General features: G+C 37.1%; 11 protein-coding genes and 1 pseudogene. 10 read left to right on the top strand and 2 right to left on the bottom strand.

From position 1 onward, the window contains the following. Positions 1-268 precede the first annotated feature (268 nt). The 10 genes and pseudogenes from hisG (at position 269) to IEW48_RS14980 (ending at position 10,560) form a co-directional block, all read left to right on the top strand. On the top strand, positions 269-910 hold the full coding sequence (hisG, locus tag IEW48_RS15025) for an ATP phosphoribosyltransferase (protein ID WP_188624477.1): 642 nt from the start codon (positions 269-271) through the stop codon (positions 908-910). 4 nt (positions 911-914) lie between these two features. Then, positions 915-2,072 (top strand): ATP-grasp domain-containing protein, encoded by a 1,158-nt coding sequence (locus tag IEW48_RS15020; RefSeq protein WP_188624476.1) that lies wholly within the window; start codon positions 915-917, stop codon positions 2,070-2,072. Positions 2,073-2,094: 22 nt separating this feature from the next. Beyond that, complete coding sequence (locus IEW48_RS15015; protein WP_188624475.1) at positions 2,095-3,345, top strand: ATP-grasp domain-containing protein; 1,251 nt, start codon at positions 2,095-2,097, stop codon at positions 3,343-3,345. Positions 3,346-3,430: 85 nt separating this feature from the next. After that, positions 3,431-4,738, top strand: coding sequence for an amidohydrolase (locus IEW48_RS15010; RefSeq protein ID WP_188624474.1), 1,308 nt, complete (start codon positions 3,431-3,433; stop codon positions 4,736-4,738). Between the two features lie 5 nt (positions 4,739-4,743). After that, positions 4,744-5,940 carry an ATP-grasp domain-containing protein gene (locus IEW48_RS15005; protein WP_188624473.1) on the top strand — a complete coding sequence of 399 codons (1,197 nt, stop codon included), beginning with the start codon at positions 4,744-4,746 and terminating at the stop codon, positions 5,938-5,940. Between the two features lie 50 nt (positions 5,941-5,990). Further along, complete coding sequence (locus IEW48_RS15000; protein ID WP_188624472.1) at positions 5,991-6,782, top strand: Cof-type HAD-IIB family hydrolase; 792 nt, start codon at positions 5,991-5,993, stop codon at positions 6,780-6,782. 26 nt (positions 6,783-6,808) lie between these two features. After that, complete coding sequence (locus tag IEW48_RS14995) at positions 6,809-7,495, top strand: SDR family NAD(P)-dependent oxidoreductase (RefSeq protein ID WP_188624471.1); 687 nt, start codon at positions 6,809-6,811, stop codon at positions 7,493-7,495. A 122-nt stretch (positions 7,496-7,617) separates the two neighbouring features. After that, entirely contained in the window at positions 7,618-7,890 is a 273-nt protein-coding gene (locus tag IEW48_RS14990; RefSeq protein ID WP_188624470.1) for a hypothetical protein, read from the top strand. A 162-nt stretch (positions 7,891-8,052) separates the two neighbouring features. Then, positions 8,053-9,327, top strand: a complete 1,275-nt coding sequence (locus IEW48_RS14985) for an MFS transporter (protein ID WP_308747485.1) — start codon at positions 8,053-8,055, stop codon at positions 9,325-9,327. 95 nt (positions 9,328-9,422) lie between these two features. Continuing rightward, positions 9,423-10,560 (top strand): annotated as a pseudogene (locus IEW48_RS14980) (IS3 family transposase). A 281-nt stretch (positions 10,561-10,841) separates the two neighbouring features. Here the strand turns inward: IEW48_RS14980 and istB are convergent. Next, positions 10,842-11,597 (bottom strand): IS21-like element helper ATPase IstB, encoded by a 756-nt coding sequence (gene istB / locus IEW48_RS14975; RefSeq protein ID WP_188624468.1) that lies wholly within the window; start codon positions 11,595-11,597, stop codon positions 10,842-10,844. Then, the coding region (gene istA / locus IEW48_RS14970; protein ID WP_188624467.1) for an IS21 family transposase at positions 11,582-12,969 on the bottom strand (1,388 nt) is incomplete at its 5' end. The genes istA and istB, both read right to left, overlap by 16 nt.

The following is a 12,969-nucleotide window of genomic DNA, read 5'->3' as shown; positions in this document are numbered from 1 at the left end:
TCGGTATACTTCTTTTAGACATAGGTAGGGTACTCCTTTCTCTAAGATTTTTGATCCTATCAGAGAATACCCTACCTTTTTTCTTTTGTTCTAGCAAAATGCTTTACACAAACTTTTATACATCATCATTTAACTGGACGAATTAAAAGTGCTGGTATTTTAATCTCCAAAGAAGTAATAAGTATGAAAGAAGTTCTGAACTTAAATATTGATAGAATTGAGTAGGACTGATCGTTTTACTCAATTGAAAATAAAGGATGTAAAAAAAATGATAGATGAAAGAAAACCAAGAGCAAAACCTATACTTGCAATCCCTAAAGGTAGACTATTAAAAGAGGTAGCGATTCTATTTGAAGAATCTGGTATCATACATAGAGAAGAGCTATTACAAACTAGAAAGTTAATGTTCAAACTTCCAGAAGTAGATTTAGTATTATTAAAATCACAAGATATAGTGAGATTACTTACATTGGGCCAAGTAGATGCAGGTATAGTAGGGAAAGATATTATCGAAGAAAGTCAACTTCCAGTTAAGGAGTTGTTGGATCTAAACATTGGAAAGTGTAAGCTGTGTTTATGTGGGAAAAACTCTCTGAATGACGACACGATCAATGTTGTTTGTACTAGCTATCCTTATATTACAAAAAAGTATTTAAAGAGTAAGGGATACAATGCAAATATTGTTACATTGGACGGTTCAGTGGAAGTAGCACCATTGATGGAGTATGCAGACTGTATTGTGGAGTTAGTAGATACTGGAAGGACACTAATGGAGAATGGTTTGTCATTGTATAAAGAAATAATGCAGGTGAGTGCTAGATTCATCATATCTAGTGAATCAGATAAAGAACTGGCCGGTATTAAGAATATTTATGACAAATTGAATCAATCTATAAGTGTTGTTAGGTGATAGTATGTTAAGGAAAAAGCGTATCTTAATTTTGGGAGATACATTTCTAGAGCGATTTACTCCATGGCTTAAAGAATTTCATAATGAGATACATGTCATTGCATCGCATAATACAGAAAGCCTCTCATTGGTTGATCAGTTTTTGATCGACCCAGTTATATCTACTGAAGAGATAAAAAGCTATATCCAAAAAAATCAAATTGAAGGTATTATTTCAAAAGTTGATACAAACAATGAGTTTCATTTGATTAGAGATGCAGTAATCAAAGAATATGCTGATGAACATTCTATTCCTTTTTTTGGGCAGAGTATGCGTTCAGCGATCATATCTATGGATAAATCGATCCAACGTATCATATTTGAATCTGAGGCAATTCCTATGCCTAAGGGATACATAGTTAATGATGAGAAGGATTTATTGCAAGCTAGTTCTAAACTTCGGTTCCCAGTGGTTTTGAAGAAGAACACTGGTTCGGCTAATGTAGGGGTTTTTTTCGCAAAAAATACTGAAGAATTAGATTTAATTTATGCAAGTAATAAGATGAATAATATGGTATTAGAAGAATTTATAGCTGGCCAAGAGGTTGGATTGCAAGCTATCGTAGTTGGTGGAAATATTCGAATAATTCAGCATGCTTATTTAGGCCAAACTTCTATTCAATCCGATCCACATTCTCGTTATCGTATTTCACCTGGATTAGATCCTAGGTTAAAGAAAGAAGCGGAGAGATTGATAGAACATTTAGTAAAAATCACTGGAGTCAATGGAATTCTCCAGGTGGATTGTATTCATGAACCAGATTCTAATCGATTATTGGTATTGGAAGTGAACAATCGCTTCAATGGCATGTGTGACTTAGTTAGTTATTCCAGTGGATTTAATGTTTTTAAAAATACCGTCTTATACAGTATGGGAATAAAGGATTTTGACCGAGAAAACCAAGCTATCGCTGTAGAAATTCCAATAAAATCTCTACATGCGAAAGAGTGGGGTGTTGATTCATTTGTAAAAGCCTCAAGAGAATTTAAAAACATAATTTTTGTTCTGCTTGTAGCAGATACTATAGAAGATTTGATCAAGGCTACAAGGCGTATTCCAGAAGAACAAAAAAATTATGACCAAATAGAATTTGAGAAAAAACTTAAGGAATTAGTAAATTAATTTGACAATGGAGAAGGTGAATATGAAAAAAATCCTATTAATAGAGTCATCTGGAGCACCTGTATTTGTAGAACGTTATAAACGCATAAAAGAATTGGGTTATCAATTAATTGTTGCAAGGCACAGCTTAGATAATAATAAAGAAGCAGAGAAGTTAGTAGATTATACAATCCCTATATTTACACATAACTTTGAAAATATAGACCAAACAGTTCATACGATTGTTCAAGAAGCAAAAAAGCTAAAAGTGGATGGGGTCTTAAGTAGGTGGGATGCTGGTATACCTATCATGGCAGCAGTTTGTGAGGAACTTGGTATAGCATCAATCCCCTTAGAGTCTGCAAAAATTTTAAGATATAAGCATGCCATGCGAGCTTTCTTTAAAGAAAAGGGAATTCCATCAGCAAAATTTGAGCTTGTTACTACACTAGGTGATGCTCTGAGAGCAGCTAATGAAATTGGATATCCAGTTGTTCTTAAACCAAGCTTAGGCTATGGCAGTTGGGGAGTAGTAAAGATTGAAACAAAACAAGAATTAGAATATCATTTTGAAAAGGTTATGAAATTATCTACCAAGGAGTTTTCGAGTGATTTATTATTAATCGAAGAATTTCTGCAAGGGACCGAGCTATCCATTGATTCGATTGTTTATCGTGGACAGGTTATATTTGAAAACATTATTGAAAAGCCATCGATTGATAGTACATATGGCTTTGCGGAAGTTGATTTTATCACTCCACCAAATTTTTCTGATAGTGACATTCAATCGATCCTTACACTAAACAGTACAATTGTAAGAGAGTTGGATATTACCAATTCTGTTTTACATCTTGAAATCATCTTAACATCTGAAGGTCCTAAGATTCTCGAAATGAATCCGCGTGTCGGTGGTGCAAGAATAATCGACATTACCAGAGCATCAAGAAATGTCGATTTAGAGTTGGCTGCAATACAACTATCATGTGATGAAAAACCTGAAATTAATGATAGCTTTAAAGTTTATAGTGGATTTAAAATCATTTATCCTACTAAATCAGGGATAATAAGTTCAGTAACTGGGCTTGAGGAAGCGCGATCAGTAAAACATGTGACTAATGTGCCATTTACTAAGAATATTGGTGACAGAGTATATACTCTACCTTACTTTATTCAGGATTACATGGGCTACATTATAGCTGAGGGCAATACGAGAACCGAGGTGTTAAATGCGTTAAATGAAGCAAGTTCTTATATTCAAATACAAATCTCCGAGGAAATTAGTAGTAGAAAATAATTTTTCTTCTCTAAGAGTATTTGTTGAAAACTGGAGTCAACTATGATTTAATAAGCTTTTGTTTTAGCAGATAAGGAGGTAAATTATGAAAATTTTAATCAAAGACCCAATAATCTTGGATGACAAGGGTGGCAAATTCGAGACATATAGAGCAAACATTTTAATTGAGGGTAACAAAATAGCAGATATTTTTGAGCAACCTACAGCAGAACAATTAACTGATGTGGATGAAGTGATAGAGGCATCTCGATTAGTGGCTTTACCAGGCTTGATTAACACCCATAATCATTCCCCAATGAGTTTATTGCGCTCTTTTAGCGATGACTTACGACTCATGGAGTGGCTTGATAAAAAAATGTTGCCTGCGGAAGCAAAGATGAACAAAGAGGATATCTATTGGGGATCTTTATTGGCTATTGCTGAGATGATTAAATCGGGAACTACAGCGTACGCTGATATGTATATACATATGGAACAAATTGCACAAGCAGTAAAAGATTCAGGGATTAGAGCGTCTTTAACCCGGGGACTTGTATTTTTCAATGATGATGATGGACAACGTTTAAGAGAGGGAATTGATTTAGTTAAGAATTGGTCGGGAGAAGCAGAAGGGCGCATTACTACTATGATGGGGCCACACGCCCCATATACATGTCCTCCTGACCAACTAAAAGAGGTCATGGATATTTCGCAGGACCTACAAGTTCCTATTCACATTCACTTAGCAGAAACGCATGAAGAGGTAGAAAAAATAAACAAGAAATATGGAAAGAGTCCAGCTCAGTATTTGTACGATTTAGGTTTATTTAATGGTGATTATCATGTTCTCTTGGCTCATGCTGTACATCTTGATGATACTGACATTAGATTATTAGAGAATATGAAAGGTGGGGTGGCGCATAACCCTTTTAGTAACATGAAATTGGGTTGTGGAATTGCCCCAGTGTACAAATATATTGAAAAAGGTATAACTGTTGGTTTAGGTACAGATGGGGCTGGAAGTGCTACATCGCTCGATTTGTTTAAGGAAATGAAAATGGCTTCTGGTCTTCAAAAATTAGATAGATTTGATCCAGCGGTTATAGATGCTCATAAAATTCTTCAAATGGCTACCTTGAACGGAGCAAAAATTTTAGGAATTGACCAACAGGTAGGTAAAATCGAAGTTGGAAAGCAAGCTGATTTGATTTTAGTTAATGTCAATCAGCCACATTTAGTACCACATCATGATATGGCATCATTATTAGTATATTCTGCTTTTGGTCAGGATGTTGAAACGACAATTGTAAATGGAAAAATATTAATGAAGAATCGTGAACTCTTGACAATTGATGAAGAACGATTATTGTATGAGGTGCAGCAACGCTCTAAACGAATTGTGGAAGGGGTATAAGAGAGTTGGGAAATAAGCATATTTTGATGATAGGTGATCACGTTCCCTATGTCCGTCATGCTAAAGCATTAGGTTTTGATGTTACTCTTTTTCAATCTCCACTTAGAATAAGTTTAGTCGATGCATCTATGTGTAGTTCGGTTCATGTGTTTGACTTTAAAAATATAAACATTGCAAAAGAACTTGCCAAAACTATTCATCGCTTCTTTCCGTTTGATGCTATTTGGACTTTTACAGAAGAAGCTGTTGAATTAACTTCTTTGGTAGCAGAGGAACTTGGCTTCCCGAATATACCTTATAATACAGTACAATTGGCACAAAACAAGGGACTTTTTCGTAAGGCGTTAAATGACCAAGGGATATCTTCGGTAGCTTTTATCCAGACAAACGAATTAAGTGATGTTAAAAAATTTGCATTACAGGTAGGGTATCCAATTGTATGTAAGCCAGTAGATGGAGCGGCAAGTAAGGACGTTTTTATTGTTGAAAATGAGAAAGAGCTAGAAGAAGTTTTTACTAAGAAGATAAAGCAACCACTCTCTTCATTTATCATAGAAGAATTTTTAGATGGTCCCGAAGTGAGCGTTGAGTTTGTGACATTTAATGGTGTTCATTATCCATTGGTTATTACTGATAAGCTGATCACACCAAAACGTTGTGTCGAGGTAGGGCACACAATTCCTGCGAAATGCTCTAATGATCCAATGTTTCGAGAAGAGATTTATGGTTTAGTGATACAGATGTTAGATCTTATCGGTCATCGATTTGGTCCATCACATACTGAAATTAAGTTAACCTCCAAGGGTCCTAAAATTATTGAAGTTAATATTCGCCCTGGAGGAGATTTTATTCCTTATATGATTGATAAAGCCCTAGATTACGATATGTTCAGTGAAACGTTGAAATATTTAGTTAAGGAACAATATTCAATACCACTGTTGAAAGAAGGAGCAGCAGCGGTAAGATACTTTCAATTTCCACCTGGAGTGGTGGAGGAAATAAGTGGGATTGATGAAGTGAAGCAAGATCCTGATTTGCTCTGGCTAGAATTTAACCTCAAAAAAGGAGATATTATCCAGGAAATGGTCAATTCTTATACTCGTTCTGGTTGTGTTGTAGTAAAGGGTGAAACTGCAGAGATAGCTGCTTTAAACGCTAAGAGGTTGATGGATAAAATCAAGATAGTGATCAAATCTAGTTAGTGAGGGCTAATGGTATAGAGTTGTAGAAAGGAGGGAGTGATATTAATCAATTGATTGTTTGCGATTTAGATGGAACTTTGCTCAATAATAAACAGGAGATTACATTATATACTCAACAAGTGATTTATGAGGTATCAAAGAGGGTTCCTTTCGTCTTAGCAACTGCTAGACCAATTCGCGATACCATAACATACTTAAATCAGCTAACCCTAAAAACCCCTAGTATCCACTGTAATGGGGCTGTGGTATATTCTCATGTAGAGCAGAAAGTGATTCGCTCTCATACGATAAATGGCATACTTGCGAAACGATTTATGGATTTACTGCTAAATAATGGAGCAATACATCATTGCTGGGCAGAAAAAAATGATCGCTTTTGGGTTCTATCGGAAGACGATGAGGATATTAAACAATGGACTTCTTTTGGACAAAAGCCGGCTGATAAAGGCTATCCTAGCTGTTTTTTCGATGACCATGTAGATAAGCTATTAGTATATGGTGATGAAAAAGAAATCATAAGGATAGCAGATCAAGAATTTCGTGATCAGTTGATTTATACGTATTCTGACTCAAGAAAAAAATGGTTGGAAATTTTATCTATAAAAGCTGGAAAAGCTGCTGCTGTACAATATTTGTCAACCTATTTTAATGTTCCACTTGAAAATGTTATCGCATTTGGAGATGCTGATAATGATCTAGAAATGATTGAAATGGTTGGAACAGGTGTGGCTATGTACAATGCACCAGATTATTTAAAGGCAAGAGCAAATGAGGTTACATTAAGTAACGAAGAGAACGGTGTTGCTAAATACTTGGCAAAAACATTTAGTATTGCTGTCTAACTAACATTGGGTGGGAGATTGATAAAATGAAAGTTATTGTAATAACAGGGGCAAATCGAGGAGTAGGTTTAGGGATTGCTCAAGTCTTTCATGAGATAAGTTATAAAGTTATAGGGTTAAATAGAACTTTTTGTGAAGAAGAGTGGATGGAGGAGATATATTGTGATGTTTCCGATCCAACTTCAATCCAACATGCCATAAAGCAGGTTGATGACTTATATAAGCAAATAGATATAGTTGTATGTAACGCTGGAGTTAGACATTTTTCTCCCATTCATCTAATTACTCAAGATGAATGGGAGGAAAGCCTAAAAGTAAATCTAAGTGCGCCTTTGTTTATGATTAAATATACATTTGATCTACTATCCAAAAATAATGGGATGATGTTTTTTATTGGTAGTCATGCTGGGGAGTATCCATTTGAGAATGGAGTAGCTTACTCTAGTACTAAAGCAGGGTTACATGCTATGGTAGAAGTAGCTATTCAAGATTTAAGATATCATAACATACGAACTTGTTGTTTATCTTTAGGGGCTATTTCCAATATTGCATTACCAGATGATGAATGGAAACTTACCCCAACAGATATAGGTGAGTTAATAGTTTCATTATCAAATCTTCATCCTAGAGTCTTACCTGCTTATGTTGAGATGCGTCCTGCCAAACCTAAACCTTCTCCAGTAATTGGTCTCGAGCGATTACAGTATATCTAAGTGCAATCTATTGGATATATTATTGATAAAATACTATAGTAATGATCGCTTTTTTTGGCGAGATTGAGTTGAGAGTGTTCAAACGAAAGTATTAATATCATAAAGGACATTTCTTAAGTGGCTTGCTAACAGTTAGGAGGCCAGCTGGTATTGATCCTGAAATTACGTTGAAGGTTTTACAAGAAAAAGAGTGCCATTCTATTGCAAAACCATTAGTTGTTGGTTCATATATAGATCTAGAGTTAACTCGAGAACAACTGGGTGTCAGTGTGAGACTAAATCGAACCGAACGTATAGAAGATGGAATGTTTACTTATGGCGTAATTGATGTTTTAGATATAGGAGAAGCTGGAAAGGGTGTCGCATCTACTGTGTCTATGATGGATGCATTTTAGGCAGCTGTTACATACCGCAACAGGTATAAATTGATAGAAAACATATAAAGAATCTAAATAATGAATATATATAAATCATTTACTGACAAATAAAATAAATATCAGAAATATATTCAAGAAACTTGAGGTTTATTAAGATGTAGCCAAAGTATTAGGTTTAGAATGGAGATAATAATGAGATTCAGGGATTTTCACATAAATATTAAGATACGACTCTTAGAAACATTTATCAGTGGCTTCATAGGAAATATGATATTTCCTTTTATGGCGATCTATTTATCCAAACATTTCGGGCTAAAAATTGCAGGGGTAATACTACTTATCAACGTATTTATTGGAATTGTCATTAACTTCTTTGGTGGATATCTTTCAGATCAATATGGTAGAAAGATAATGATGAAGTATGCCGAGATGTTAAGATTTGTTGCTTTCGTTATCATGTTGCTTGCCAATTCTCCTTGGTTTGAATCAGCTGTGATAACAAGTATTATGATGTTTGTTAACACGATTAGTTGGGGTATTTCAGGACCTGCACATCATGCAATGCTGATAGATGTCAGCAAACCAGAACAGCGTAAGTTAATGTATTCTATTGCATTTTGGGTGAATAATCTTGCTTTTGCTATTGGTGGAATCTTTGGGGGATTGTTTTTTGATAAGCATCTATTTGAGTTATTATTAGGTATTTCTCTAGGCTCTTTGTTTTGTTCAATATTAGTAGTTTTTTTTATCCAAGAAAGTTATTTTCCAACTGAAAAAACTAGAGCATTATCACATGTGAGAAGAATATTTAATACCTACCAAGAAGTATTTAAAGATAGATTATTTATACTATTTACAATTGCCGGGATACTGGTATTATCAATGGAGTTTCATTTAACTAATTATATTGGAATTCGGTTGAGCGAAACAATGCCAACGCAAAAGTTTTTGTATTGGAACGTTGATGGTGTTAATATGCTTGGGTTTTTACGTACTGAAAATACTATTTTAGTAGTACTCATGTCGTTATTTGCTTTCAATTTCATAAAAAGATACAAAGACAAAACGGTTTTGATAGTCGGCTCTCTTCTCTTTGTACTTGGATTTGGTTTGATGTCATACTTGGACAATATTTGGTTATTAATTATCTGCATGCTATTTGCAACTATAGGAGAAGTCATTCGAATTCCTGTTCAACAATCGTTAATGGCTTCAATTATTCCTGATAATGCTAGAAGTTCCTATATGGCAGTGAATGGATTGTCCTTCAGCTTCGCAATGCTTATAGCGTCCCTTGTAGTTACATTAAGTGCCTTTTTACCTGCTATTGCGATTTCTATTATAATTACGTTTATTGGTTTAATAGGTGTGGGAATGTATTATATCATTTTTAATGAAGTTGCTTTAGATAATAATAATTCAATAAATGAAAGCAGAACAGCTTCTATTGACTAATTCGATTTACTTTACTCAGATGGTGTTAGTATAGTTTCATGGACACATTTTAGTTAAGTCCCTTACAATAAAAATTGGGAGAGGATGTGTCCAATATGAACCGAAAAAAATTTAATGACGACTTTAAAAAATGATTGTGGATCTCTACCATTCAGGAACTTCTGTTAAAGATCTGTCCGGCGAATATGGCGTATCTGAAGTGACGGTTTACAGATGGATTAAGCAGTTTACTCCAGTGGGTTCTGGAGATGAGTCCATCACCCAGAAAGAGATGGTTGAGATGAAGAAGGAAATGCTCCGTCTTAGACAAGAGAATGAGATCTTAAAAAAGGCTATGGCCATATTCGCCAAAAAGTAAAGGATACTGAGTTAGTAGCATTCATTGACAATCATAAAACAGATTATCCAGTTCATACCCTGTGTAAAGTGCTGGGGATTCCCCGAAGCACGTACTATCAAAGACTGAATCATAAAGAGTCAAACCGCGAACGTGAGAACCAGGAGATCACCCAAAGAATTAACAGCATTCATCAGGAGAGCAAACAGCGCTATGGAGCTCCCAAAATCCATCATCTGTTGAAGCAGGAAGGATTTCAAGTCAGCCTAAAGAGAGTGCAGCGTTTAATGAAGAAGTCAGGTATTCGTTCCATTGTGAAAAAGAAATACAAACCCTATCCAAGCAAGGAAAAGGTGATCCAACGGGACAATCTGCTCAAACAGGATTTCACCACCAACACCATCAATGAGAAGTGGGTCGCCGATATCACCTACATTCATACCTTTAAAGATGGATGGTGTTATTTAGCTTCTGTGATGGATTTACATACCCAAAAAATCGTTGGCTATTCCTTTGCCAAATCGATGACGACTGATCTCGTCATCAAAGCGTTGGCCAATGCTTGTGATACACAACAGCCTAAACGCGGGCTTATTCTGCACACGGATTTGGGGACACAATATACGAGTGAAGCATTTGAGCAATATGTCAAATCTCAGGGCATCATACAGTCATTCAGCCGAAAGGGATGTCCTTATGACAATGCTTGTATCGAATCATTTCATGCCATCCTAAAGAAAGAGGAAGTCAACCATGTACAGTATCTCGACTTTCATTCGGCAAGCTTAGCCCTATTTCAATTCATAGAAGGGTGGTATAACCGTAAAAGAATCCATAGCCGCCTGGGTTACAGAACACCTCAGGAAGTGGAAGATCTTTTGAAACATTCGGCTTAAAACTTACCTTTTTTGTGTCCAGGATATTGACTCAAATCCAGAATACTATGAACCTGTATCGTATCCAGTAGTCAGGTTTGGACCTCAAGAATCATTTATAGGTTATAATGGTTTTGTCTTGCCACAGCTTAGTGCAGCAGCCGTTCAATATTTTATAGGTGAGGAAGAGGTTGATGTTGTATACTTCACTGAAGGTGAAAATTATACACATCCTGATTGGGCTTGGGACTTTGTGAGCGTCAAGTACAATTGAACAATTTTCGCTAAATAATTTTGAGCACCTAGTCATTTCCAAATATGGTTTTCCTGTTTTTTAAACGATAACTGTCACCGGTGAGATGAATCACCTCGCTTTTATGGAGTAGCCGATCCAGAATGGCTGTGGTAATGGCCGGATCACCTAATAACTCTCCCCAATCTTCCGGCCCTTTGTTGGAGGTGATGATCACAGATGATTGGCCATAGAGTTTGTTGATGAGTTGAAAGAAAAGATTGGCTTCATGCCGGTTGATGGCCATAAACATCAAATCATCGATGATGACAAGATCTGACTGAGTGATTCTTTTCAATTTTGTTTGGGCGCTTCTTGTTACTTCTTGGGTACGCAGCAACTGGATTAAATGATCCATGGTCACAAAGCTGACTTTGTACCCTTGCTGAACGGCTTCTACTCCTAAGCCAATGGCCAGGTGAGTTTTACCCACCCCCGGCGGGCCCAATAAGATGAGGTTATAAACTTGTTCAATCCATAAGAGTTCACGCAACTGTTGAAATTGCTGCCGGCTTAGGGCAGGCTGGGCGCTAATGTCAAACTCATCAAGGGATTGGTGGACAGGAAAGTCTGCCCACTTGAGTCGTTTAGCCAATTGTTTTTCTTCCCGCTTGCGTATTTCGTATCCCAACAGTTTCGTCAGAAACTGTTGATAACTGAATCCATTTGTTTCGGCTTCCATCAGTTGTTCCTCAATCACTTCGGCGATGGAGGCCAATTTGAGTGTTTTCAAGCTGTGTTTCAATTGCACTAAGCTTTCTGACATAGGCTCTCTCCCTCCAGGATACGAATGTAAACTTGTGGATCTCGAATTTCTGCTTTCACTTGCGAGTGTGATTGATGTCCGAGCATGGTGGGTTTGATCTCAGGTTGATGTTCATGCTGGTGTGCTTGTTGTCTCTGTGCTTGTTGCATAAAATGTTGCACTGCATCGCTGAAGGCTGCTGCACTGTACAGTTGGTATGTCAGACAGTAGGCTAAAGCTTGTCCAATCACTCCAGAATGAGGGTTGGCTTTGTTCATGACTTCCTGTATCTTTTGCAATTGATCTCTCATATAACGCTGCTTCCGCTGATAGATTTCTTTCAAAAAGAGGGTGGCTTGATCCGGTTCTGGAAAACGCCCGGCCACTTGTTGCATTAACGCTTGAATCCCTTTGCTGCGGTCCCTTTTATGATTCGTATTTTGAATCAACTTGCCTTTTTCGTGGCAAATCGCGTGTTGGGCAAGTACCTCTCCTGTTTCCCAGTCGTAGATGGTCAGGGTATCGTCTTGAATCTTTAGTCCAACGCTTTTACCCTTGTCATCATAGGTCCCTAGAGGGACCGAATAGCGGTTCCCGGCATAAAGAATGGTATTGTCTTTTCGGACAACTCTTGTTATACTGGCCTTGGCTTCATTGAGATGATATTTTTCTTGGACCGGGCGAAGGTAAAGGCGTTCCTGTTGGAACACTTCGGCCGGTATTTTTTTGGTTGTCTGATGCACTTTGCCATTGCCTGTTCGCTCAAGCCAGGCCAGACAGTCTTCACTCCATTGGGCCAGATTGTAATAGGTCCGGTGACGGGCAAAGTTCTTTTTCACATAGCCAACAACGTTTTCCACTTTTCCTTTGCTTTCCGGGTCGCCTTTGCGGCACATGCGAACCTTAAATGCCCTGTGCTTCAGATAATTGGCAAATTCTTTTGTGTAAATAAGATCTCCACCATTTTCACTCACTAAGATGAGATGGTCTTGATCATAAACAATTTCTTGAGGAAGACCGCCGTAAAAGACGAAAGCTTGTTCATGAGCCTGAATGACATCTGCTGTTGTAAAGGGACGGTCCAGCCAATACACAAATTTGTAACGGGAATGGGATAATACGCAAGCCATAAACCACAGTTTCTGAGGTTGATGAAACGTATTTCTGACGGTGACCTGACCAAAGTCAACTTGCATTTGTTGTCCCATAGGCGGGTCTTCAACCGCTTCATATTGCCGGGTCACCTTTATTTTTGGAATACTATACTCCTTTCTCAGTTGACTAACATAGCACCTGACGGTACTTTCACCGACCGTAAGGTCAGGATATCTCTCCTTAATCCAATCATGGATCTGTGCACTTGAAATGTCGGGATACTGTTTCAACCAGGTGA

The organism is Caldalkalibacillus thermarum, from assembly GCF_014644735.1.
In the GTDB taxonomy this organism is placed as follows: Bacteria; Bacillota; Bacilli; order Caldalkalibacillales; family Caldalkalibacillaceae; genus Caldalkalibacillus; species Caldalkalibacillus thermarum.
The sequence above is the reverse complement of the archived record's forward strand: the minus strand, read 5'-3'. Positions and strand labels throughout refer to the sequence as shown.